A 22,709-nucleotide genomic window follows, 5' to 3' on the forward strand; every position below is an offset into this window, starting at 1 on the left:
AAGCTCCTTGCTGCCGGTCGCCCGGCGCCGTCTCATTGTTTGCCGCCCGTGGGCAGCCACAGCTCAGTCGAGCACGAAGCCCACCGAGCCGTTCAACGTGCCGCGCATGCCATTGCCGCCGCCGACGCCATATTGGGTTTGCATGTGCCCCAGGAAAATCGCCTCGGCGTCGCTGGCCGGCACGAAGGCGTCGGTGGGCAGCGGCAGGGCCTGGGTCGTCGGCTTGGCGATAAAGGGGGTCACCAGAATCACCAGTTCGGTCTGGCTGTGCTGGAACTCGCGGGAGCGGAACAGCGCGCCCAGGATGGGGATATTGCCCAGGCCGGGCAGGCCGCTGATCTGCTGGCGCACCTTGTCCTGGATGATGCCGGCGATGGCCAGGGTTTCCCCGGCGCGCAGCTCGACCGAGGTTTTGGCGCTGCGCGTATTGAAGCCGGGGATATCCTCGGTGCCATTGTTGAACGACTGCTCGGACAATTCGGAGACTTCGGTTTCGACGGCGAGGCCAATCAGCCCGCTGGACTTGATGGTGGGGGTGAACTTTAGCTTCACGCCGAAGTCCTTGAGGGTATAGATGCGCTCGCCGTCGTCGATGGAGCTGAGCACCGGGATCTGGCCGCCGGCGAGGAATTCGGCGGTCTGGCCGGAAATGGCGGTCAGGGCCGGTTCGGCCAGCGTGCGCACCGCGCCACGCGTTTCCAGCGCGCGCAGTTCGGCGCTGATGGAGACATTGGGCACTTCGAAGTCGGCGCCGATCCCGTTGGGCAAGGCCGTCTGGGCGCTGCCGAAACTGGCATTGAGCGAGCCGACGCTGAGCGAGCCGCTCAGATTGATCCCCAACTGCTTGACCGCATCGCGCGATACTTCGGCGACGGTGACCTGCAACAGCACCTGTTGGCCGCCCGAAACGTCGATGACGCTGGCGACATTGGTAGGATCGCCGGCATATTGGATGGCAATCGCCAAGGCGCGGTCGGCATCCTGGCTCGAGGCGACGGTGCCCGAGAGCACCACGCGGTTGGTATCGTCCTTGAGATTGACCGAGTCGACCTGGATGGCCGAGCCGGGCAGGATCCGGGCGAGCGCGGCCTCCAGCGCTTCCCCGACCTGGGACGGCTCCTTGGCCACCTTGAGGTCGAGCACGGCGATGGCTTGCCCGTTGGCATCGAGGAACAGGATATTGGTGTTGCCGCCCAGAATGCCCTGGATGATGGCGCGGCGGGTGGTGCGCATGATGGCCCCGGCCACGGTGGGCTGGGACACGACGACCTCGGCCACGTCCGCCGGCAGGTCCAGGATCATCGACTTGTTGGTTTCAAGCGCGATGCTGCGGGTGCGGCCGTAATCGGAGATGGTCATCTGCGCCTGCTGCTGGGCATAGGCGCCGGTGGTGCCCAGGGCCGAGCCGGCCAGCATTGTGCCGAGCATCAGGGCGGCGAACCCCGCCTGGCGCAGCGCTTTGAAGCAAGGATGGATGGTCGGGGTGAACATGATGGTTTCCTCGCTCCTATTGGGGCACGGACTGGGGCGGGATCGCCGCCATCGGCGGGGTGGCGTAGCTGGCCGGCTCGACCGTCGGCTGGACCCCGGCAGGCGGCGTGACCCCCGAGATGACGTTCTGCTCCTGGCCGAAGCGGATGACGCGGACCGAGGCGGTGGTGCCGTCGCGGGCAATGGTGTTGTCGTTGAAATCGGTGATGGAGCGCAGCGACAGCGACAGCACCCCGCGCGAGGCCGCATTGACCAGCGATTCGGCCTGGCCGGGGGTCAATTCCAGCGTGGCGATGGTGCTGTCGGCAAAGATCTGCGCCTGGGGACCGCCCTCGGCATTTTCAGCAGTCGCACCGCCCGATGCGCCCACTTCGCCGAGCCGGTTGCCAATGGCCAGCACGCGGGCATTGGCCAGCACCAGTTCGGACACCTGGCCCTGATCGCCCTGGCTTGTCAGCAGCACGTCGACATGATCATTGGGCACGATATAGCCGCCGGCGCTGGCCTCGGGATTGACCGGCACGGACACGCCGCGCATGCCCTTGCTCAGGACGGCGGACATGTAGCCCTGCGCGTCGGTCACCAGCTTTTGCTGGCGGATCGGCTCGCCGGGAAAGAACTCGAAGCGCGCCACCGCGCCAGCCAGCTCGGTCGGCGCATCGGGCATGGCGGAGATGGTGACATATTCGGAGCGGATGGCGCCTTCCGGCCAGTCCTGCCATTCGACGGTGGCGGGGCTCAGGCGCTCGCCCATGCCGATGGGGCCGCGGGCCACCAGGATCTGGGTCTTGGCTTCCTGGCGCACCACTTCATTGGTGACCACATTGGTGGTGGCCGGGCGACCGCGCGTGACTAGGAAGGCAGCCAGCCCGCCGGCGACGAGCGCCACAAGCAACAGAATAATGCGTGCCGGTTTCATGACCCACTCCGGTTCTGTGGCGCGACGCGCCCATTCCCACCGGACAATTCTGTACGCAAAGGGTCAAAGTTTGGTTAAGAGGAGCTTTGCAGTTGCGGTTACCGAGCCGTAAATATTCGCGTTTTGCAAAATTGTCCGGCGCCAAGAACATTCAAGCCGTTACCGGGGCGCAGGAAGGGCACGCTCCGGCGCATTCTTCAGGCGGCGAGCTGCTGGAAGATGACCGAATTGGAATAGACCAGCATGCCCGCAGCGGCCATGGCAATGCCATAGGGGACGCCGGACTTGGGATCGTGCAGGCGTTCGAGCCAGCGATAGCGGGCGATGAGCGGCGTCAGCGGCATGCCGCGCAGCGCCAGGATGGTGAGCGTCAGCACGCCCCCGGCGAGGCCCGAATAAATCACGAACATCGGCGTCAGCCCGAAGCCGAGCCACAGGGTCGTGGCCGCCGCCAGCTTGGCATCGCCGCCACCGACCCAGCGCAGGGCAAACAGCACGAACCCCACGACCAGCACCAGCAGGGCGCACATGACATGGAGCGCCAATTGTTGCAGCGGCAGGTTGATGGCGATGGCCATGACGAAAAAGCCGGCGACCAGCACCAGGACCAGCTTGTTGGAAATCTTCATGGTCAGAAGGTCAGAGGAGGCGGCCAGTGCCATGGCAGAGGGAAAGAACAGCAATGCAATAGTGGACATGTGCCGCCTCGGAAGCGTTGCGGGTCAAATCCGCTTGCCCGCACTCTGCGGCAAACGCGTTAAGGAAGAGCCAATGAGAAAGGGGAGAAGCAAATGCCTCTCCCCTTCTGGATCCGTTGCCAGCACGCCGTGCGGTCGCCTGCGCCCGGCAATGGGTCCGCTTGATCAGGCAGCCGGGACGGCCACGTTCAGGCGGCCGGCAATGCCGTTAAACAGAGTGCTGAGGTTGCCGCCGACCAGGGTGGCTGCAGCAATCAGGGCGACGGAAATCAGGGCGGCGATCAGGCCGTATTCGATAGCGGTTGCGCCGGACTCGTCCTGGGCGAAACGTGCGAAAATCTTCTTCATAGTGGCTCCTTGCTCACGTCATCCAGTGACGCCATGGTTCGACACGTCACACATCGAACATGACCGGAAGTTAGCTGAGACTTCTTGAAATTGCGTTAATCGGTCGATCACGCCAAAGCAGCAATCTGGATATTTCTCATAGTTTTCAAAGGTTTAATGATATAGCTCACATTTTATGAATTCCGGACTCGGACTGGCTATAGTACATATAAAGAGCGTAATACTCTGTCAGCTTTAACAATTGCGCTCAGCTACAGGTCATCAAGACGTGATGACAGCGCCAATCTGTCGATGTGACTGTGATCGGCAAGTCTCGACGTTTGCCATTTATTCACCATTCGTCGCGAAAATAGATCAAAGCGTATCAGCATCCGGAACCGTTCGATGTCCAAGTTCACCGCCGCTCTCGCGTTGCTGTTCACCCTGGCCGGCGTCGTCGCACCGGCCTGGGCGCAGGACAGCGCCCCGATCACCGTCAATGTGAACATGGCGCGCGTGCTGCGCATCAACTCCCCCGCCGCCACCGTGATCGTGGGCAATCCTGGGATTGCCGATGTCACTATCCAGGACCCGCAAACGCTGGTGCTGACCGGCAAGAGTTTCGGGCAGACCAATCTGATCGTCCTGGACGGCGCGGGCAACCCGGTGGCCGATACCCTGGTCAATGTGGTGCAGCTTCAAGCTGGCGTGCTGACGGTTTACCAGGGCAGTGCCCGCACGAGCCTGGCCTGTGCGCCGGTGTGCCAGCCCACGATCATGCTGGGCGACCAGAACGACTTCACCAGCAGCCAGGTCGACTCGTCCAACATGATCAAAGGCACCGCTGCCGACTAAGGGCGTGCCGGCGGATGCGTAGTTCGCCTTAATCCGCCATTAACCGAACGGCCAAAGTTTGCCGGACGTACCGATGCTTGCTAACCATCGATTAGCCATAGCGCCCTAGCGTTCAGCCGTTGAAGGCGGGCGCGTCACCCATGAGCAGACCACTGACATCGCTGATCGGGCGATCGCTTCTGAAGCCGTTGGCCCGGTTCTGTCGCGACGACAGCGGGGTCACCGCCATCGAGTTCGGCATCCTGGCATTTCCCTTCTTTGCCATTGTCGGTGCGATCCTGGAAACCTCGATCGTGTTTCTGGCCGGCCAGTTCCTCGATAGCGCGGTGCAAGACGCCAGTCGCGCAATCCGCACCGGCCAGTTGCAAACCAGTAATTACACGCTGCAGAATTTTGAAGACTTGGTCTGCAGCAGGCTTAGCGGCCTGTTTTCAGACTGTGCAGGCCTGCAGATTTATGTGCATCCGGTAGACGATTTTGCGTCGGCCACCATCCCGTATCCGCTTTCGCGCACCTGCACCAATACCTGCCCATGGCTGTTTCCGGAGGAGTTTCGCCCCGGCTCGGCATCCAATACGGTGGTGGTGCAAGTTTATTACAAGTGGCCGCTGGTCTTGCCGGCAGGACCGTTCTCATCCACCGCCCAGCCCGATGGCACGCAGCTATTGGGTGCCGTGCGGGTGTTCCGCAACGAGCCATTCAACTCATGAGCTGGCGGGCGCATTTAGAGCAGTCGCTGAACCGCTTCCGCCACGATGCAACGGGAGTGGCGGCGGTCGAGTTTGCGCTCATCCTGCCAATCATGCTGCTGCTTTATATCGGAGCGGTGGAAGCCAGCTCGCTGATCTCCATGGACCGCCGGGTGCAGACCATCGCCGGCACCATGGGCGATCTGGTGGCGCGGGCCAATGGCAAGATTTCGGCCTGCGAGATCAAAGACTATTTCCAGGCGGCGTCGGGCATCATGGCGCCCTATCCCGTCGGCGACACCAAGCAGATCGTGACCTCGGTGTTCGTCAAGCCGAACGGCACGACGGAAATCGCGTGGTCCAAGGCCGCGGGCGGCGCGACCCCCCATGTGGCGGGACAGACCTATCCGCTGCCCGCCGAGATGAAGGCCATATCGCTCAACACCTATGTCATCGTGTCCGAAGCCACCTACGACTACCTGCCCATTACCGGCTTCATCTACGAGGAGGCCATCCAATTGCGGCGCGAGAACTTTTTCCTGACGCGCTTTGAAGGGGCCATCGATATCAATCCCACTTCGACGGCGGCTTGTCCGGGCTGACCCCAGGGGCGTCGCACTGCGCTTGCAAGGGTCCAAAGCCCGTGGCACAAGCCGGCAGGTTGTTCGCAGCGAGACATCATGGCCGACGATACGCTCATTCCCGTTTTCGATCTTGGCGGCGTCTTCGTCGATTGGAACCCGATGTATCTGTTCCGCAAGCTCTTCGACACCGAAGAGGACGCGCAATGGTTCAAGGACACTATCTGCACGCTGGACTGGAACCTGGAGTTCGATGCCGGCGAGATCTATGCCGAGGGCGTGGCCAAGCTGATCACCCGGTTTCCCAAATACTGGCGCGAAATCCAGGCGTTCGATCTGCGCTGGAAGGAAACGCTGGGGCCGTTCATCCAGGGGACCATCGATATCCATGACGAGTTGATCGCCCAGGATATCCCCACTTTCGCCATCACCAATTTTTCCTGGGAAAAATGGGTCAGTTGCCTGCCAGAATGGCCGTTTCTCGAAAAGTTCGACGGCGTGATCGTGTCCGGGCTCGAAGGGTTGGTGAAACCCGATCCACGCATCTATCGCGTATTCTGCGAGCGCTACGGCATGGCTCCCGACAGTTGCGTGTTCATTGACGACAGCGAGCCCAACGTGATCTCGGCGCGCAAGTTCGGCATGAAGGCGATCCATTTCACCGAGCCAAAAGCGCTGCGCAAAGAGCTGATCAACTTGGGCTTGCCGCTCGGGGGGAAGTAGCTCTTATTCCTCTCCCCATCGGGGAGAGGGTGGATCGGCGAAGCCGAGACGGGTGAGGGGGATTTCGTTGCCAACTCCAAACTCTCGTTAGCCCCTGACACCCCTTCGTCCGGCGCTGCACGTCACCTTCTGCCCGACGGGGAGAAGAAAACTACCTCGTCCCGTACATGCGATCGCCCGCATCGCCCAGTCCGGGGATGATGTAGCCCTTCTCATTGAGATGGCTGTCGATGGACGCGGTGAAAATCGGCACGTCGGGATGGCTTGCGGTGAACCGCTCCACGCCTTCGGGCGCCGCCAACAGGCACAAGAACCGGATATTGTTGGCGCCGCGCTCCTTGAGCTTGTCGATGGCGGCGGTGGCCGAATTGGCGGTGGCCAGCATCGGATCGACAACGATGATCAGCCGATCCTCAAGATTGGACGGGGCTTTGAAGTAGTATTCCACCGGCTGCAGCGTCTCATGGTCGCGATAGATGCCGATATGGGCGACGCGGGCCGCCGGCACCAGGTCGAGCATGCCATCGAGCAGGCCGTTGCCGGCCCGCAGGATGGAGGCGAACACCAGTTTCTTGCCCTTGATGGCAGGCGCCATCATCTCGGACATGGGGGTCTCGATCGGGATCATCTCGAGTTCGAGATCGCGCGTCACCTCATAGCACATCAGATGGGCAATCTCGCGCAACAGGCGGCGAAACCCGGCGATCGAGGTGTCCTTGTCGCGCATGATGGTCAGCTTGTGCTGGATCAGCGGGTGATCGATGACGGTGACGTTATGGCGGCTGACATCGTTCATCGACAGGTCCAATCATTACAAGAAGCTGCGCCCATGGACGCCGGGAGGCAGGCCGAGCCAATGGGCGATGCTTTCGCCAATATCGGCGAAGGTGGAGCGGATGCCAATCTCGCCCGGTGGAAGGGCTGGGGAAAACATCAGGATGGGGATCTGCTCGCGGGTATGGTCGCTGCCGGGCCAGGTCGGATCATTGCCGTGGTCGGCGGTCAGGATCAGCAGGTCGTCATGGTTGAGCGTGGCGATCAGTTCGGGCAGGCGGCGGTCGAACGCTTCCAGCGCCGCCGCATAGCCGGGCACGTCGCGGCGGTGGCCGTATTCGCTGTCGAAATCGACGAAATTGGTCATGACCAGCGCACCATCGGTCGCCATTTGCAGCGCCTCCAGCGTTTTGTCGAACAGCGCCATCAGCCCGGTGGCCTTGAGCTTGTGGGTGACGCCATGGCCGGCATAGATATCGGAAATCTTGCCGATGGCGAAGACCTGGTGACCGGCCGCCTGATTGCGATCGAGCAGGGTCGGCGCGGGTGGCGGGATGGCAAAGTCCCGACGGTTGCCGGTGCGCTTGAAGCTTGCGGCGCTCTCGCCGACGAAGGGGCGGGCGATGACGCGGCCGATTAGCAGCGGCGCGGTCAATTCAAAGGCGATCCGGCAAATCCCGTAGAGCCGGTCGAGCCCGAAATGGGTCTCGTGCGCGGCGATCTGGAACACCGAGTCGATCGAGGTGTAAACGATCGGCTTGCCGGTGCGGATGCTTTGCTCGCCCAATTCGGCGATGATATCGGTGCCCGAGGCATGCTTGTCGCCAAGAATGCCGGGCAGCTTGGCCCGCTCGATGAACTGGGCGATCAGATCGGGGGGAAAAGTCGGCTCGGTCTGCGGGAAATAGCCCCAGTCGAACGGCACCGGCACGCCGGCGATTTCCCAATGGCCCGAGGGCGTATCCTTGCCGCGCGAGACTTCGCGCCCGACGCCGAACCGGCCGCCCTTGGGCGTGGCCGAAAGATTGGGGGGCAGCGTGCCGGTCGACAGGTTTATGGCGGCGCCCAGCCCCATCGCATCCAGGTTGGGCACATCGAGCGGGCCGCTCCGCAGACCGGCGCGATCGGCCTTGCCGGCTGCGGCATAGTGGGCGATATGGCCCACGGTATTGGCCCCTTCGTCGCCATAGGCCTGGGCGTCCGGCGCACCGCCGATGCCGACGCTGTCGAGAACCAGCAGAATGGCGCGGGGCATGTTCGCTCCTTAAGTGGTGGGGGCGACGCGGTCGGCAATCAGGGGATTGGCCGGTGCGTGATCGCCCAGGCGATAGGCCGCCTTAAGGCGGTGTTCGGCATCGGCGGCGGAGGCGTCGTCGCGAGCGTGGATGCGGGCAATGGGCATGGCGCCGTCGGCCAGCGCCCCCAGGCCCAGCAGCCGGTCGAACCCGACGCCATGGTCGATGGTGTCGGTCGGCGTGGCCCGCCCGCCGCCCAGCGCGACGACAGCCATGCCGACCCCCTTGGTATCGATCTCGGCAATAGTCCCCTGCCCCGTGGCAAAGACGTCGCGCACGATCGGGGCGGGCGCCAGATGGGTATCCATGCGCTCGACGAAATCGGGCGGACCGCCCAGCGCCGCGACCATGCGGCCGAACCGCTCGGCGGCGCGGCCACTGCTGAGCGCGTCCTCGACCAGTTGGTGTCCGGCATCCAGATTTTCGGCGATGCCGGTCATTTCGGCGAGGGTGGCGCAGAGCGCCAGCGTCACCGCCTTGAGCCGCGGATCCTGGTGCCGGCCAGTGAGGAAATCGACGGCATTGCGCACCTCCAGGCCATTGCCGGCCGCCGAAGCCAGCGGCTCGTTCATGTCGGTGATCAGCGCTCCGGTCCTCAAGCCGGCGCCATTGGCGACCTCGACCAGGCTTTGGGCAAGATCGCGCGACTTTTCCAGCGTCGGCATGAAGGCGCCCGAGCCGGTCTTGACGTCGAGGATCAACGCGCCAAGGCCCGCAGCGAGTTTCTTGGACAGGATCGATGCGGTGATCAGGGCGACGGACTCCACCGTGCCGGTCACGTCGCGAATGGCGTAGAGCGTGTTGTCGGCGGGGGCGAGATCGGCGGTCTGGCCGATAATGGCGCAGCCGACCTGTCGAACCACCTGGCGGAACAGGGCGTTGTCGGGGCTGGTCTGGTAGCCGGGAATGGCGTCGAACTTGTCCAGCGTGCCCCCGGTATGGCCCAGGCCACGCCCGGAAATCATCGGCACGTAGATGCCGATGGCGGCCAGCATCGGCGCGAGCATCAGCGAGACATTGTCGCCGACGCCGCCGGTGGAATGCTTGTCGGCGACCGGGCCGTCGAGATCGGACCAATCGAGCACGGTGCCGCTGTCGCGCATCGCCAGCGTCAGCGCCACCCGCTCGGGCATGCTCATGTCCTGGAAATACACCGCCATGGCGAAGGCGGCAGCCTGGGCATGAGAGACGGTGCCGGAGACGAAGCCGGCGATGAAGGCCGCGATTTCCTCGGACGACAGGGCATGGCCGTCACGTTTCCGCGCGATAATTTCTTGGGGGAGGAAGACCAACTTTTGACGCCTCGCTTGGGTGGCACGCCCTCGTGGTTCGAGGGTCGCTACGCTCCCACCTCACCCTGAGGGCTACTGGGAGCGCGGAACTCTGTGAGCCCTCATGGTGAGGTGCAAGTTCTTCACGAGCCTCGAACCACGAGGGCGGGCACACTACGCCCCGTACGGAATCCACACGTTCTTGACCTGCGTGGCCTTGCCCAGGAAATAGTCCGCCTCGAACAGGCGATCGGCCAGATCGTAATACAGCCCCCGGCTGGTCCAGGTCTGCTTGAGGTTGGTGATCGAGGCCTTCTCGACCATGGTGGAGGCCTCGGCGTCGCCGGCAAACCATAGCGCGTCGACGCCGTCGTGTTCGGCCAGGCTCCTGGCGAGCGTCACGCTGTCGCCGGTGACGATGTTGATGACGCCATTGGGCACATCGGAGGTTTCGATGACCTGGTAGAGATCGGTGACACTGAGCGGCGCGCGGGCGGAGGGGACCAGCACCACCGGATTGCCCATGGCCAAGGCCGGGGCAATCAGCGCGATGGCACCCAGCAGCGGGCGCGAGGGTGGCGCCACCACGCCGATGACGCCAAGGGGTTCGACCATGGCGACGGCCACGGTGCGCTGGGGCGGATTGTGCACGGCGCCATCGTACTTGTCGGCCCAGCCGGCAAAGGCGAACAGCCTCTCCACCGAAAGCGCAACCTCTTCAGCCCCGTCCTCGCCGGTCTGTGCGGTGATGCGGGCGGCAAATTCGTCGCGGCGATAATCCAGGTTCTCGGCGAGGAAGTAGAGGATCTGCGCGCGGGTGTGGGCGGCGGTGGTGGCCCAGCCGAGCGCAGCGCGAGCGGCTTCCACGGCATTGCGGATATCCTTGCGATTGCCCTCGCCCACTTCGCCGATCAGCTTGCCTGATGGATCGAACACTGGCCGATCATAGCCGCTGTCGGGTCGGGCCTGCTTGCCGCCAATATACATCTTGGCTGTTTGGTCCAGGTGGCCGGTATCGAGCGGGTTGACGGACTTGGATGCAGCCGGTTTGGCTGATGGGGCAGGCTTGAGGTCCTTCTCCCATCTTGGCTTCAGATAGGCCGCCATGCCTTCGCGGCCACCCTCACGGCCGAAGCCCGATTCCTTGTAGCCGCCGAAGCCGACCGCGGCGTCGAAATTGTTGGTGCCGTTGATCCAGACCACGCCGGCCTTGATCCTGGGGGCGATATCGAGCGCCAAGTTGATGTTCTCGCTCCAGATCGTCGCGGCAAGGCCGTATTTGGTGTTGTTGGCCAAGGCCACCGCTTCCTCGGGCGTGCGGAAGCTCATCGCCACCAGCACCGGCCCGAAGATTTCCTCGGCGACCAGCGTATTGGCCGGGGACACATGGGTCACCAGCGCCGGCTTGAGGAAGCACCCGGCTCCCGGCAGCGTCATCGCGTCGGGCTCATAGATCACCGCGCCTTCGGCGGCACCGCGCAGCATCAGGTCCTTGATGCGTTCCACCTGGACGGGCGCGACCAGCGCGCCGATATCCACCGACTTGTCCAGCGGATCGCCGACGCGCAGCGTATTCATCCGCAGCTTGAGCTTGGCGATGAAGCGCTCCTCGATACTCTCCTGCACCAGAAGGCGCGAGCCGGCGCAGCACACCTGGCCCTGGTTGAACCAGATGGCATCGACCAGGCCTTCGATGGCGCTATCGATGTCGGCGTCCTCAAAGACGATATAAGGCGATTTGCCACCCAGTTCGAGCGAGAGGCCCTTGCCGGTCCCGGCGGTCGCCGCGCGGATGGCCTTGCCCACTTCGGTAGAACCGGTGAAAGCGATCTTGTCGATGCCCTGATGCTCGACGATGGCCGCCCCGGTTGCTCCGGCGCCGGTGACGATATTGACCACGCCCTTGGGCAGGCCGATGCGCTCGCAGATTTCGGCGAACAGCAGCGCCGTCAGCGAGGTGAACTCGGCGGGCTTGAGGATGACGGTATTGCCGGCGGCCAGTGCCGGCGCAATCTTCCAGGCCAGCATCAAAAGGGGAAAGTTCCACGGGATGATCTGCCCGCACACACCATAAGGCACATGGTCGGGAAAGCTGCGCGCCAGATGCTGGGCCCAGCCGGCATGATGGTAGAAATGGCGGGCGACCAGCGGGATATCGATATCGCGCGATTCCCGGATCGGCTTGCCATTGTCGAGGGTTTCGAGCACGGCGAAGAGGCGGGCATGCTTTTGCACGGCGCGGGCGATGGCATAAAGGTACTTGCCGCGCGCATAACCCGAGAGGCCCGACCATGCGGGGAAGGCGGCGCGGGCGGCCTTGACCGCGGCGTTGACGTCCTCGGGCGTGCCATCGGTGATCTGCGCCAGCGCCTTGCCCGTCGCCGGATTGTCCGACGCAAAGGTCTTGCCCGGCTTGGTCCAGGCTCCGCCAATGAAGTGCCCAAACGTGCGCTCGTGGCTGTCGAGCCAGGCATTGGCCTGGTCGGGACCCTCGGGCGCCGGGCCGTAATCGAGAGACTGGAAGATTTGCGCGATCTTGTTCATGTCATTCTCCTCAGCGCGGCGTTGCGCGCCATCCCCCTCATCCGCCCTTCGGGCACCTTCTCCCACGAGGGGAGAAGGGGACGGAGCCGAAAGTTTTCAGTCGTCACCCTTCTCCCCTCGTGGGAGAAGGTGGCGCGTAGCGCCGGATGAGGGGGCGCTAAACCATCGGCTGCCGATAATCGGCTGCATAATGCCCGGTCAGCCCGTGCTCCAGCTGACGCTCGATATCGGTCAGCAGCGAACTGGCCCCGAACCGGAACAGGTGCGGCTGCAGCCAGGCGACGCCCAGCTCTTCCTTCACCAGCGCCATGTACTTCAACGCGTCGCCGGCCGTGGCGATGCCGCCCGCCGGCTTGTAGCCGATCTCGATGCCGGTTTCCTCTGCGAACCAGCGGATCATGCGGATCATGGTCAGGCTGGTGACGAGGTTCGCATTGACCTTTTCCTTGCCGGTCGAGGTTTTGATGAAGTCCGCCCCCGCCAGCATGCAGACCAGCGAAGCCTTGGCGATATTGGTCTGCGTCGCCAATTCGCCGGTGCCCAGGATGGTCTTGATATGGGCATCGCCACAAGCCTTGCGGAAGGCCTTGACCTGGTCGTAAAGCCCCTGCCAATCGCCGCGCAGCGCCATGCCGCGCTCGATGACGATGTCGATTTCCTTGGCGCCGTCGGCGACCGACAGCTCGATTTCGCGCAGCTTGGTCTCGACCGGCGCCAGCCCATGGGGAAAAGCCGTCGATACCGCCGCTACCGGAATGCCGGTGCCGGCCAGAGCCGCGACGGCTGGCTTGACGAAGGGATGGTAGACGCAGACCGCGCCCGGCAGGATGCGCAGGGTGCCGATGCCCAGGGCTTCGATGATGTCGCGCCGCAGCGGGGTCCGCGCCTTGGCGCAGAGGCGCTCCACGCGCCCATCGGTATCGTCGGCATTGAGCGTCGTCAGGTCCATCAGCGTGACGGCCTTGAGCAGCCAGGCAAGCTGGTAATCCTTCTTGACCGTGCGCCGCGCGCCGATGCTGCCGGCGCGGCGCTCCAGCGCCGAACGGTTCATGCGCACCCGGCCGACCCAATCCAGATCGAGCGGAAACCCCGGATTGCGTTTATGGCCGATGCCGTGCTGCGTGTTGTCGACGATTTTGAGGCTCATAGTTCCTCCACCAGCGCGGGGACGAGTTTGCTCAGTTTTTCCGCGCCTTGCACTGCCATGGTCTTGGTATGCTCATGGCTGATAGTTTCGCTCGATAGGCCCGCCCCCATATTGGTGATGGACGAGCAGGCCCAGACCTTCAGACCCAGGAAACGCGCCAGAATGACTTCGGGTGCCGTCGACATGCCGACGGCGGTCGCGCCGAGCCGGATCGCCATCTGGATTTCGGCGACGGTCTCGAAGCTTGGTCCCGAATACCAGAGATAAATGCCCTCATTGAGGCGGATGTCCAGTTTTTCGGCGAGGCCCCTGGCCTTGGCGCGCAGGTCGGGTGCGTAGCAATCGACCATGTTGACGAAGCGCCGATCGGTCTTTTCGCCGATCAGGGGGTTCATGCCGGCATAATTGATGTGATCGGCGATCAGCATCAGCTCGCCGGGACGGAATCGTTCGTCGAGCGAGCCGGCCGAATTGGTCAGCAGCAGGGTGGATGCGCCCAGCTCAGCCATGGTTTCGAGCGCCGTGCGCATGGCGGCGGCATTGCCGCGTTCGTAGTAATGCTCGCGCCCGGTCAGGACGGCGATGCGCTTGCCGCCCATGGTGCCGATCAGCAGGTCACGGCCATGGCCGGACACGCCGGCACCGGGAAAGCCCTTGAGCTCGCCATAGGGAATGGTAAGCTTGTCGCCCAACGCTTCGCCAAGGGCGGAAAGCCCGGAGCCCAGCACGATGGCAGCAGCGATCGGTTCGCTGCCGGCGATCTTGCGGATGGTGTTGAGGGCTTTGCTCACGGGTGACTCACAAATAGAAGGTGGCCCCTCATCCGCCCCTGCGAGGCACCTTCTCCCTCAGGGGGAAAAGGGGGGCTCGGTTGATCAGGAGGCACCATCATTTCCCCAAAAACTCGGGCCCAAACGAATGCGGCAGCAATTGTTCGAGCGTGCAAGTCAGCGGCTCGCCCTCGATGCCATGGGAGATCACCGTCACATCCAGATTGGCGAATTCGCGGATGCGTTGCCGGCAGCCGCCGCAGGGCGTCACCGGCGCCTTGCCGGGGCCGGTCACGTAAATGCGGGTGATGCGCTTGCCGCCCCCCGCGATCATGGCGGCGATAGCGGAGGTTTCGGCGCAATTGCCCTGCGGATAGGCGGCGTTTTCGATATTGCAGCCTGAATAGATAGTGCCGTCATCGGCCAGGATGGCAGCGCCGACCTTGAACTTGGAATAGGGCGCATAGGCCTTGGCGCGAATGGCTTCGGCAGCGCTGAACAGGGCCTGGTCGGTCGGTGTGCTCATGGCGGTCCTTTGGGCAGCGCTAGCGCTCTTTGGTGTAGGGAATGCCCGAGGCCTTGGGGGCCACGGCGCGGCCGATGAAGCCGGCCAACAGGATGATGGTCAGGATATAGGGCAAGACCTGGATGGCCTGGACCGGCACCTCGCCGATGATGGCGAACTTGATGCCCTGCAGCCGGAACTGCAGCGCGTCGAGAAAGCCGAACAGCAGGCAGACCAGCAGCGCGGGCCAGGGCCTCCACTTGGCAAAGATCAGCGCCGCCAGCGCGATATAGCCACGCCCGGCCGACATATTGTTGTTGAAGCCGGCCGATTGAGCAATCGACAGATAGGTGCCGCCGATGCCGACCAGCACGGCGGTGATGATCAGCGCCTGGTAGCGCAAGAGCGTCACGGAGATGCCGGCGGTGTCGAGCGCCTTGGGGTTTTCGCCGACGGCGCGCAGGCGCAGGCCGAAGCGGGTGCGGAACAGCACGAAGGCGGTCACCGGCACGGCGACAAAGGCAAGGTAGGTCAGGATATTGTGGCCCGAGATCAGCTCGGAATAGAGCCCGCCCAAGATCGGCACATTGGCCAGTTCGGGCGCGAAGGGCAGCGTGATGGGGTTGAAGCGCTGGTCGGCGCCAAGCTGGGGGGTGAAGCCGCCGCGGTGGAACCAGCTTTGGCCTAAAAAGGTGGTCAGCCCGGCGGCTAGGAAATTCAGCGCCACGCCGGAAATGGTCTGGTTGCCCTTGAGATTGATCGAGGCAATGCCGTGAATGGCCGACATGCCCAGCGCCACCAGCACCCCGGCAAGCAGGCCCAGCCAGGGCGAGCCACTGACCGCGGCCATGGCGGCGGCGCCGAAGGCCGCGCCCAACAGCTTGCCCTCGAGCCCGATGTCGACAATGCCGGCGCGCTCCGAATAGAGCCCGGCCAGGCACGCCAGGATCAGCGGCACCGCCAGGCGCACCGTGGAATCAAGGATCAGTATCAGATCGGTATAATATTGCATCAGCCGCCTCCCGCCGTGCCGCTACCCCGCGCGGCGAACAGGCGCTCCAGCGGAATGCGCAGCATGTCGCCCATGGCGCCGGTAAAGAGGATCACCAGGGCCTGGATGGTGACAATCATTTCGCGGGTAATGCCGGGCATGGAAAAGGCCAGTTCCTGCCCGCCCTGGTAAAGCGCGCCGAACAGCAGCGCCGAGAGTGCCACGCCGATCGGATGAGCCTTGCCCATGAAGGCTACCGCGACCCCGACAAACCCGGCACCGCCGACGAAATTGAGGATCAGCCGGCCCTGCACGCCGCCCACATTATTGACCGCGACCATGCCCGCCAACGCGCCGCAGATGGCCATGGTGATCATGATCATGCGCGCGCTGGAAATGCCGGCATAGCGCGCCGCGGTCGGGTTATGGCCCAGCGTGCGCATGGCATAGCCGAACTTGGTGTGCCAGGTCAGCCAATAAACGAAGACCAGGGCGATGATGGCGAGGAAAATGGTGATATTGGCCGGGGAGTTCTTGAATAGCGGCATGAACTCGCGCAGCTGCGGCACGCGCGAAATGGCCTGGATCGGCGCGCTTTCATCGGACTGCACGCCTTCGGGCTTGAACACACGGGTGATCAGGTAGCCCATCAGCGAGACGGCGATGAAGTTGAAGAGAATCGTGGTGATGACGATGTGGCTGCCGCGCTTGGCCTGCAGATAGCCGGGAATGAAGGCCCAGAATGCCCCGAACAGGCCGCCAACGATGATCATCAGCGGGACCATGATCGCCCAGTGCAGCCCGTTCAGCGCCAAAGCCACCAGGATCACCCCGAGCCCGGCCACATAGGCCTGGCCCTCGGGCCCGATATTGAACATGCCGGCGTGATAGGCCAGCGATACGGCCAGCCCGGCGAAGATGAAATCGGTGGTGTAGTACAGCGTATAGCCAAAGCCGCTGCCATAGCCGAAGGCGCCGTAGATCATGTAGCCGACCGCTTCGAGCGGGTTCTGGCCCACGGCGAGCACGATCAGGCCGCCGATCAGGAAGGCCAGGATGACGTTGAGCGCCGGCAACAGGGCGATATCGACCCAGCGCGGCAGGGGGGTGCGCAGGCTCATGAGGATTTGTCCATGCTGTCGCCGCCGCCGCGATTGTCCCTGGGGCCGCGCTCGACCAAGGTCTTTTCGATCGGGGTTTCGTGGGCGGGAACGGTTCCGGGTCCGGGCCCCTGCCCGTCTTTGGTGACGCCCGCCATCAATAGCCCCAACTCCCCCTCGTCGGCAGTGGCCGGATCGGCTTCGCCGACGATATGGCCATCGAAGATGACGATGATGCGGTCCGACAGCGAGCGGATTTCGTCGAGCTCTACCGAGACCAGCAGGATCGCCTTGCCGGCGTCGCGCATCTTGATGATCTGGTTGTGGATGAATTCGATGGCGCCGATATCGACGCCGCGCGTCGGCTGGCCGACGATCAGCACGTCGGGATCGCCCTCCATTTCGCGGGCCAGGACGATCTTTTGCTGGTTGCCACCCGAGAAATTGGCAGTCTTGAGCTCGGCATTGGCGGGACGGATATCGAACTTGGCGATGCGCTCCCTGGCCTCGGCCTTGGCCTTGGCGATATCCAGGCCTGGTCCCTGGCCATATTCATGCTGGTAACCGAGGATGGAATTTTCCCATTCCTCGAACACGGTGACCAGCCCCATGCGCTGGCGGTCCTCGGGGACATGGGCGAGGCCGGCGGCGCGGGCGCGGGCGGCGCCGTCGTCGCCCTTGAGCGAGAGCGGCTGGCCGTTGAGCATAACGGTGCCCAGCAACTGGTCGCGCATACCCGAAATGGACTCCAGCAATTCGGATTGCCCATTGCCGGATACGCCGGCGATGCCGACGATCTCGCCGGCGCGCACATCGAAGCTGACGCCCTTGACGCGGGGAATGCCGAAATCGTCGGTGACGACCAGATCCTTGACCTCGAGCATGACCTTGCCCGGCGCGGCGGGACCTTTTTCGACGCGTAGCAGCACGCGGCGGCCCACCATGGCCTCGGCCAGTTCGGCCGGCGAGGTCTTGGCGGTTTCCAGCGTCTTGACCATGGCGCCCTGGCGCATCACCGACACGCTGTCGGTGATGGCCATGATCTCGCGCAGCTTGTGGGTGATCAAAAGGATCGTCTTGCCCTCATCGCGCAGGGTGCGCAGGATGCGGAACAGATGGTCGGCCTCGGCCGGGGTCAGAACGCCAGTGGGCTCGTCCAGGATCAGCACTTCGGCGCCGCGATAGAGCGCCTTGAGGATTTCCACGCGCTGCTGCTGGCCCACCGAAAGATCCTCGATGATGGCATCGGGATCGACTTCGAGGCCATAATCGGCCGCCAGCCGCTTGAGCTGGGCGCGGGCCTTGGTGAGCGTGGGACGCAGGAACGCGGAGTCCTCGGCGCCGAGCACCACGTTTTCCAGCACCGAGAAATTTTCCACCAGCATGAAATGCTGGTGCACCATGCCGATGCCGAGCGCCAAGGCGTGGCGGCTGTCGGTAATGGTCTGGGGGTTGCCATTGACCAGGATGGTGCCGCTGTCGGCGGTGTAAAAGCCATAAAGGATCGACATCAGCGTCGATTTGCCGGCGCCGTTTTCGCCGACGATGCCGTGCACCGTGCCGCGCCGCACGACCAGGTCGATGTCGCGATTGGCGTGGACCGGGCCGAAATGCTTGTTGATGGCCCGCAATTCGATGGCGGGCGCTGGCGCAGCGGCTGTCTGGAGCCGCTGCGCCGATGTGGTTGGCGTTGCCATAAGGCGGCTAAACTCTTGCCGCCATCAGACCGGGCAAGCCTTGTCGGTGCGGAAATCGTGCACTTCGAGGGTTCCCGAGACGATATCGGCACGCGCCTTGTCGACGGCAGCGGTCATTTCGGGGGTGATGAGGGACGCGTTGTTGTCGTCGAACGCGGCGCCGACACCGTCTTCGGCCAGGCCCAGGGTCACTACGCCCGCAGTCCAGGCGCCGTTCTTTTCATCCATGAAGGCATTGTAAGTGGCCACATCGACGCGCTTGGTCATCGAGGTCAGCACATTGCCGGGATGGAGGTAGTTCTGGTTGCTGTCGACGCCGATACCGAACTTGCCGGCATCGGCGGCGGCCTGCAGCACGCCCGCACCGGCGCCACCGGCGACCTGGTAGAGCACGTCCGCGCCCTGGTCGAGCTGGCTCTTGGCGACTTCGGCCGCCTTGGCCGGGTCGTTGAAGGCCTCAAAGCCGGCGCCGATATAGGTCTCGAGCACCTTGATGTCGGGGTTCACCGAATGGGCGCCCTGCTTGTAGCCGCAGGCAAAGGCTTCCAGCAAATCCAGGTTGAAGGCCGGGATGACGCCGATGGTGCCCGATTGCGACTTCATCGCGGCCAGAATGCCGACGAGATAGGAGCCTTCCTGTTCCTTGAACAGGACCGAACGCACGTTGGGCAGATCCACGGCGGCATCGAGGATGACGAAGTGCACATCCGGAAACTCGGGCGCCACGGCCTGCAGCGCGGTCACGAAATTGTAGCCGGGGGTCACGATCGGGCTATAGCCGCGGCTGGCGAACTGGCGCAGGGCCTGCTCGCGCTGGGCATCGCTGGTGATTTCGAACTCACCATAGGTTTCGCCGGTTTCCGTCTTGTACTGCTCGGCGCCGTTATAAGCAGCTTCGTTGAAGGATTTGTCGAACTTGCCGCCGCCGTCATAGATCACGGCCGGCTCGGCAAAGGCCACGCCCGTCAGGATCGCGCTCAGTGCGACGCCGCCGGCAATGGCCTTGGTGAAAGAAGTCAATGTCATGGAAGTCTCCCTGTTCGCACATGAGCGTGGACGCTAGGCTCCAACGGACAATCCCCGTGCGCTGCGGCCGATACAATCGTGCAAACGTTCGCCCCGCAAGAGGGAAAACAGCATTTTTGCCCAAGTGGTCAAAAATTGGGCGAATGCCCGCCTGACGGGCCTGCGCCGCTCAGAAGCGGGTCAGGATGTGGGCGAACAGGTCGGCCAGATTGCCGTCCGCGGAAAACACCGCAAGCAGGGCGGCAAGGCCGATGGCGAGAAGCGCGATGGTATCCTGGTTGCGATCGGTCATGAGGGGTCGATTGGTTGGCATTGCGGGGACGGTGTTAGCCCTTTCCTAACCCAGAACCGCAGCGGCGATCATGATCGTTTCAAGGCAGTGACGCGCAGGGTTAATCACTGGTTAAGACGGGGGGCGGTAGCGGGGTCACGGCCGCGCCCATTGCGGTTCCGAAGCGCTCGAAAAAGCCGTCGATGACCCGTTGCGCCGAATTGCCGATCATGGCCTTGCCCAGCCGCATGAGCTGGCCCGAAGCCCCGCCCTGGGCGGTGAACACCAGTTCGGTGTCCTCGCCCGCATCGAGCAGGACGATATCGGCAGCGCCCTCGGCCAGGCCCAGCAGGCCGCCCTTGCCCTTGCCGGTCAGGGTATAGCGCTCGGCCGGAACGATATAGGTCAGCGCCAGGCCGCCTTTGAACACGGGGTGAATGACGCCCAGATTGACCTTGATCTCGAGGTCCAGCGCCGCATCGCCCGCCCATTCGATGCGATGGCAGCCCGGAATGGCCGCCTTGAGGACGGCGGTGTCGTTGAGCGCGGCCCAAACCTGGGGGCGCGGCGCAGCGACGTGGTAGCGGCCACCGAACTCCATCAACAAACCCTTCCCACGGCGGCACGCGTCACAGGGGCGTCAACGCCCCATTGTAGCCCGAAAGCCCGGCTCTACCTGTGCTCGCCATGTCGTGCCATCCCGCTCTTTACGTGCGGCTTTTTCGCACCAATATGAACAAATAGTGGGGTCGGGCGGCACATGCAATTGTCACGGCGCGGCCCAGCGGCAATCTATTGCGCACGCGGCGCCGCGCAGGGATATGGGGAGCGACTATGACCGATGACACCGCCAATGCAACGCTGAGTGCGACGCCACCAACCCCTGTTGTCACCGAAAAGCCCTTGCAATACCTGGACAAGGCGGTCAACGCGATCCGCGACCTGGGCATCTGGCCCGAACAGCAGGGCGAGCAGCCGATCACCGGCCTTCTGGCGCAGATCACCGAACTGGACGAGACGCGCGTGGTGCTGATCGGGCGCACGCTGAGCCAGGCCGGCGCCTTCAACGAGGTGGTGCGCGAGCAGGTGGGCGCCATGAAGATCGGCGAACGCTACGAGGACATTACCAAGGGCTTTGATTCCATTCGCGACGATGCCAAGGGCATGGTCGACCAGTTGGCCGACAACCGGCTGGACATGATGGAGCGGGTGTCCAATGTGTGGATGAAGGTGAGCCGCGGCGACATCGCCCAGCGCTTCAACACCGTGCGCGACACCTATCTGTCGGTGACCGCCGATACCAAGGACCAGATCGATCGCGAGCATATCATCCTCGAAGCCTATCGCGATTTTCGCGGCGCCCTCAAGCAGGCCGAGGTAATGGCGCTGGAAGTTCTGGCGACCGCCGAGCAGCGGCTGGGCGAAAAAAAAGGCGTCCTGGAAGCCTCCTCTGCCGCCGTGGCCGGCTATGCCGGCACCGTACCGGCGGACCGGGCGCGTCTCGAAATGGATCGCGACGAGAAGCTGCGCGACATGCAGAACGAGGAAAACCGCTACCAGATCGCCAAGGACCTGTCGGACAATCTGACCATCTCCTACAACACGTCCGAAGTGGTGATGGCGCGGCTGATGCAGACGACCAATGCCAAGGAGCGCGTCTATCAGCAGTCGATCTCGTTTTTTTCCACCAACGAGACGGTGCTGACGGCGCTGAGCGCCTCGTTCACCGGCATGTTCGGGCTGCATGAATCCACCCAGACCCTCAATGCGATGAAAGAGGGCATGAGCAAGAGCCTCGAGACCCTGAGCGAAATCGGCGACAAGGTGCAGGAAGAGGCGGTCAAGGCCGGCTACGGCCCCACCGTGCGCGCCGATGCGGTTCGCAAGCTGGTCGACAGCGTCGTCAACTTCCAGGAAAAATCGCGCACCATCATCAACGAGATGCGCGTGGCATCGACCAGGAATTCGGCGGAAATCCGCGACGCGGTCGAGGACGGCAAGCGGCGCCTGGCGCGCCTGGCCGCCGACGGCAATGCGCTGCTGCTGGCCAGCAAATCCTGAGGCATCGGCAAGGATTTGGGTGACCCGCAACCATGAGTGACGTGACGGCCCGGCCGGCAGCTCCGCTGGATGAAGTCATGCTGGCGATGGACGTGGTGGACACGCTGCGCCACCGGCAGGATTTGGCGGTCCGCGAACTCGACGGGGTGACCCGCGAGCAGCAGCTGATCGACAAGCTGCGCGACATCTATCACCAACAGGGCATCGAGGTCACCGACGCCATCCTCAAGGAAGGTGTCGCGGCCCTGGCCGAAAGCCGCTTCCTTTACGAGCCGCCCAAGCCGAGCCTGGGCACCAGAATCGCCCGCCTTTACGTCAGCCGGGCCAAATGGGGCCGGCCCGCGCTCAGCCTCTTCGTGGTTCTGGCCGTGGTGCTGAGCGGCTATTTCCTGGTCTATCAGCCCTATCAGGCCGGTACCGCCGAGCAGGCGCGGATCGATCTGACGCAAGGCCTGCCGGCCGAGATGGACGCCATCTACCAGACCATCTTCGAAGAAACCAAAGTGCAGCAGGCGGTGGTGCAGGCCGAGCAGTTGCGCCTGCGCGGCAAGGCGTTTGCGGCCGAGGGCAATCGGGCAGACGCCGAGGCGGCGGTAACCCATCTGGCGGCGCTGCGCGACCGGTTGCGCCAGGAATATACGCTGCGCGTCGTCAACCGGCCGGGCGTGGATTCGGGAGTCTGGACCATTCCGCGGGTCAATACCGCGGCCACCAACTACTATGTGGTGGTCGAGGCGATCAATGCCGACGGCAAGACCCTGTCATTGCCCGTCCTCAGCGAGGAGGACGGCACGACCGAAACCGTCGATCACTGGGGCGTGCGCGTACCGCAGAACGTTTACGACGCCGTGCGAAACGACAAGATAGACGATGGCATCATCCAGGTCAACGAGGTCGGCCGCAAGTCGGACGGGTTCCTCGATGTCGAATATGTCATGCCCACCTTGGGTGGGGCGATAACGCGGTGGTAAGGC

22 protein-coding genes and 1 pseudogene are annotated in these 22,709 nt (G+C 63.7%); 6 read left to right on the forward strand and 17 right to left on the reverse strand.

Translation table 11 applies throughout. The annotated features are described in order from the left end of the window. Positions 1-63: 63 nt before the first annotated feature. The 4 genes from ACFE8X_RS03875 to ACFE8X_RS03890 all read right to left on the reverse strand — a co-directional run bounded on the left by ACFE8X_RS03875 (position 64) and on the right by ACFE8X_RS03890 (position 3,456). Positions 64-1,491, reverse strand: coding sequence for a type II and III secretion system protein family protein (locus ACFE8X_RS03875; protein WP_375450138.1), 1,428 nt, complete (start codon positions 1,489-1,491; stop codon positions 64-66). 16 nt (positions 1,492-1,507) lie between these two features. Continuing rightward, positions 1,508-2,410: a Flp pilus assembly protein CpaB gene (gene cpaB, locus ACFE8X_RS03880; RefSeq protein WP_375450139.1), complete on the reverse strand. Its 903-nt coding sequence runs from the start codon at positions 2,408-2,410 to the stop codon at positions 1,508-1,510. A gap of 197 nt (positions 2,411-2,607) precedes the next feature. Next, positions 2,608-3,108, reverse strand: coding sequence for a prepilin peptidase (locus ACFE8X_RS03885; protein WP_375450140.1), 501 nt, complete (start codon positions 3,106-3,108; stop codon positions 2,608-2,610). A 165-nt stretch (positions 3,109-3,273) separates the two neighbouring features. Then, positions 3,274-3,456: a Flp family type IVb pilin gene (locus ACFE8X_RS03890; RefSeq protein ID WP_375450141.1), complete on the reverse strand. Its 183-nt coding sequence runs from the start codon at positions 3,454-3,456 to the stop codon at positions 3,274-3,276. A gap of 384 nt (positions 3,457-3,840) precedes the next feature. Between ACFE8X_RS03890 and ACFE8X_RS03895 the strand changes: the two genes are divergently transcribed. The 4 genes from ACFE8X_RS03895 to ACFE8X_RS03910 all read left to right on the forward strand — a co-directional run bounded on the left by ACFE8X_RS03895 (position 3,841) and on the right by ACFE8X_RS03910 (position 6,283). Continuing rightward, on the forward strand, positions 3,841-4,290 hold the full coding sequence (locus ACFE8X_RS03895; protein ID WP_375450142.1) for a pilus assembly protein N-terminal domain-containing protein: 450 nt from the start codon (positions 3,841-3,843) through the stop codon (positions 4,288-4,290). Between the two features lie 140 nt (positions 4,291-4,430). Continuing rightward, positions 4,431-5,000 (forward strand): TadE/TadG family type IV pilus assembly protein, encoded by a 570-nt coding sequence (locus tag ACFE8X_RS03900; RefSeq protein ID WP_375450143.1) that lies wholly within the window; start codon positions 4,431-4,433, stop codon positions 4,998-5,000. Then, positions 4,997-5,581: a TadE/TadG family type IV pilus assembly protein gene (locus tag ACFE8X_RS03905; RefSeq protein WP_375450144.1), complete on the forward strand. Its 585-nt coding sequence runs from the start codon at positions 4,997-4,999 to the stop codon at positions 5,579-5,581. Before ACFE8X_RS03900 ends, ACFE8X_RS03905 begins: the two co-directional genes overlap by 4 nt. Positions 5,582-5,659: 78 nt before the next feature. Then, positions 5,660-6,283, forward strand: coding sequence for an HAD family hydrolase (locus ACFE8X_RS03910; protein ID WP_375450145.1), 624 nt, complete (start codon positions 5,660-5,662; stop codon positions 6,281-6,283). Between the two features lie 151 nt (positions 6,284-6,434). On the opposite strand, the gene upp is transcribed toward ACFE8X_RS03910, so the two are convergent. The 13 genes and pseudogenes from upp to ACFE8X_RS03975 form a co-directional block, all read right to left on the reverse strand. Next, positions 6,435-7,079 carry a uracil phosphoribosyltransferase gene (gene upp / locus ACFE8X_RS03915; RefSeq protein WP_375450146.1) on the reverse strand — a complete coding sequence of 215 codons (645 nt, stop codon included), beginning with the start codon at positions 7,077-7,079 and terminating at the stop codon, positions 6,435-6,437. 15 nt (positions 7,080-7,094) lie between these two features. Continuing rightward, a complete protein-coding gene (locus ACFE8X_RS03920; protein ID WP_375450147.1) occupies positions 7,095-8,312 on the reverse strand; it encodes a phosphopentomutase in 1,218 nt (405 codons plus the stop codon). A gap of 9 nt (positions 8,313-8,321) precedes the next feature. Then, complete coding sequence (gene deoA, locus ACFE8X_RS03925) at positions 8,322-9,644, reverse strand: thymidine phosphorylase (RefSeq protein WP_375450148.1); 1,323 nt, start codon at positions 9,642-9,644, stop codon at positions 8,322-8,324. Positions 9,645-9,797: 153 nt separating this feature from the next. Next, a complete protein-coding gene (locus ACFE8X_RS03930) occupies positions 9,798-12,167 on the reverse strand; it encodes an aldehyde dehydrogenase family protein (protein ID WP_375450149.1) in 2,370 nt (789 codons plus the stop codon). Between the two features lie 157 nt (positions 12,168-12,324). Then, complete coding sequence (deoC, locus tag ACFE8X_RS03935) at positions 12,325-13,314, reverse strand: deoxyribose-phosphate aldolase (RefSeq protein WP_375450150.1); 990 nt, start codon at positions 13,312-13,314, stop codon at positions 12,325-12,327. Continuing rightward, the gene (locus tag ACFE8X_RS03940) at positions 13,311-14,105 is read right to left on the reverse strand and encodes a purine-nucleoside phosphorylase (RefSeq protein WP_375450151.1); all 795 of its coding nucleotides are present in this window, start codon (positions 14,103-14,105) and stop codon (positions 13,311-13,313) included. The genes deoC and ACFE8X_RS03940 overlap by 4 nt, the downstream gene beginning before the upstream one ends. Positions 14,106-14,202: 97 nt before the next feature. Further along, positions 14,203-14,610: a cytidine deaminase gene (locus ACFE8X_RS03945; RefSeq protein WP_375450152.1), complete on the reverse strand. Its 408-nt coding sequence runs from the start codon at positions 14,608-14,610 to the stop codon at positions 14,203-14,205. 19 nt (positions 14,611-14,629) lie between these two features. After that, a complete protein-coding gene (locus ACFE8X_RS03950) occupies positions 14,630-15,601 on the reverse strand; it encodes an ABC transporter permease (protein ID WP_375450153.1) in 972 nt (323 codons plus the stop codon). Continuing rightward, positions 15,601-16,695 carry an ABC transporter permease gene (locus ACFE8X_RS03955; RefSeq protein ID WP_375450295.1) on the reverse strand — a complete coding sequence of 365 codons (1,095 nt, stop codon included), beginning with the start codon at positions 16,693-16,695 and terminating at the stop codon, positions 15,601-15,603. The genes ACFE8X_RS03950 and ACFE8X_RS03955 overlap by 1 nt, the downstream gene beginning before the upstream one ends. 131 nt (positions 16,696-16,826) lie before the next feature. Continuing rightward, a pseudogene (locus ACFE8X_RS03960) lies at positions 16,827-18,377 on the reverse strand (ABC transporter ATP-binding protein); the annotation flags it as partial. 24 nt (positions 18,378-18,401) lie between these two features. Continuing rightward, entirely contained in the window at positions 18,402-19,403 is a 1,002-nt protein-coding gene (locus ACFE8X_RS03965; RefSeq protein WP_375450154.1) for a BMP family protein, read from the reverse strand. A gap of 169 nt (positions 19,404-19,572) precedes the next feature. Beyond that, the gene (locus ACFE8X_RS03970; protein WP_375450155.1) at positions 19,573-19,695 is read right to left on the reverse strand and encodes a hypothetical protein; all 123 of its coding nucleotides are present in this window, start codon (positions 19,693-19,695) and stop codon (positions 19,573-19,575) included. Between the two features lie 100 nt (positions 19,696-19,795). Beyond that, positions 19,796-20,275 carry a CoxG family protein gene (locus ACFE8X_RS03975; protein WP_375450156.1) on the reverse strand — a complete coding sequence of 160 codons (480 nt, stop codon included), beginning with the start codon at positions 20,273-20,275 and terminating at the stop codon, positions 19,796-19,798. A 233-nt stretch (positions 20,276-20,508) separates the two neighbouring features. Here ACFE8X_RS03975 and ACFE8X_RS03980 point away from each other — a divergent pair, with 233 nt between their 5' ends. Together ACFE8X_RS03980 and ACFE8X_RS03985 are read left to right on the forward strand one after the other, a co-directional pair. Then, positions 20,509-21,735: a cell surface protein gene (locus ACFE8X_RS03980; RefSeq protein WP_375450157.1), complete on the forward strand. Its 1,227-nt coding sequence runs from the start codon at positions 20,509-20,511 to the stop codon at positions 21,733-21,735. Positions 21,736-21,767: 32 nt separating this feature from the next. Then, entirely contained in the window at positions 21,768-22,706 is a 939-nt protein-coding gene (locus ACFE8X_RS03985; RefSeq protein WP_375450158.1) for a DUF6384 family protein, read from the forward strand. Positions 22,707-22,709: the final 3 nt, after the last annotated feature.

It is taken from the genome of uncultured Devosia sp. (genome assembly GCF_964244875.1).
In the GTDB taxonomy this organism is placed as follows: Bacteria; Pseudomonadota; Alphaproteobacteria; order Rhizobiales; family Devosiaceae; genus Devosia.

Coding starts and splice junctions, on each gene's coding strand:
- ACFE8X_RS03875 (WP_375450138.1), bottom strand. CDS start 1,491: ATGTTCACCCCGACCATCCATCCTTGCTTCAAAGCGCTGCGCCAGGCG.
- cpaB (WP_375450139.1), bottom strand. CDS start 2,410: ATGAAACCGGCACGCATTATTCTGTTGCTTGTGGCGCTCGTCGCCGGC.
- ACFE8X_RS03885 (WP_375450140.1), bottom strand. CDS start 3,108: ATGTCCACTATTGCATTGCTGTTCTTTCCCTCTGCCATGGCACTGGCC.
- ACFE8X_RS03890 (WP_375450141.1), bottom strand. CDS start 3,456: ATGAAGAAGATTTTCGCACGTTTCGCCCAGGACGAGTCCGGCGCAACC.
- ACFE8X_RS03895 (WP_375450142.1), top strand. CDS start 3,841: ATGTCCAAGTTCACCGCCGCTCTCGCGTTGCTGTTCACCCTGGCCGGC.
- ACFE8X_RS03900 (WP_375450143.1), top strand. CDS start 4,431: ATGAGCAGACCACTGACATCGCTGATCGGGCGATCGCTTCTGAAGCCG.
- ACFE8X_RS03905 (WP_375450144.1), top strand. CDS start 4,997: ATGAGCTGGCGGGCGCATTTAGAGCAGTCGCTGAACCGCTTCCGCCAC.
- ACFE8X_RS03910 (WP_375450145.1), top strand. CDS start 5,660: ATGGCCGACGATACGCTCATTCCCGTTTTCGATCTTGGCGGCGTCTTC.
- upp (WP_375450146.1), bottom strand. CDS start 7,079: ATGAACGATGTCAGCCGCCATAACGTCACCGTCATCGATCACCCGCTG.
- ACFE8X_RS03920 (WP_375450147.1), bottom strand. CDS start 8,312: ATGCCCCGCGCCATTCTGCTGGTTCTCGACAGCGTCGGCATCGGCGGT.
- ACFE8X_RS03930 (WP_375450149.1), bottom strand. CDS start 12,167: ATGAACAAGATCGCGCAAATCTTCCAGTCTCTCGATTACGGCCCGGCG.
- deoC (WP_375450150.1), bottom strand. CDS start 13,314: ATGAGCCTCAAAATCGTCGACAACACGCAGCACGGCATCGGCCATAAA.
- ACFE8X_RS03945 (WP_375450152.1), bottom strand. CDS start 14,610: ATGAGCACACCGACCGACCAGGCCCTGTTCAGCGCTGCCGAAGCCATT.
- ACFE8X_RS03950 (WP_375450153.1), bottom strand. CDS start 15,601: ATGCAATATTATACCGATCTGATACTGATCCTTGATTCCACGGTGCGC.
- ACFE8X_RS03965 (WP_375450154.1), bottom strand. CDS start 19,403: ATGACATTGACTTCTTTCACCAAGGCCATTGCCGGCGGCGTCGCACTG.
- ACFE8X_RS03970 (WP_375450155.1), bottom strand. CDS start 19,695: ATGACCGATCGCAACCAGGATACCATCGCGCTTCTCGCCATCGGCCTT.
- ACFE8X_RS03975 (WP_375450156.1), bottom strand. CDS start 20,275: ATGGAGTTCGGTGGCCGCTACCACGTCGCTGCGCCGCGCCCCCAGGTT.
- ACFE8X_RS03980 (WP_375450157.1), top strand. CDS start 20,509: ATGACCGATGACACCGCCAATGCAACGCTGAGTGCGACGCCACCAACC.
- ACFE8X_RS03985 (WP_375450158.1), top strand. CDS start 21,768: ATGAGTGACGTGACGGCCCGGCCGGCAGCTCCGCTGGATGAAGTCATG.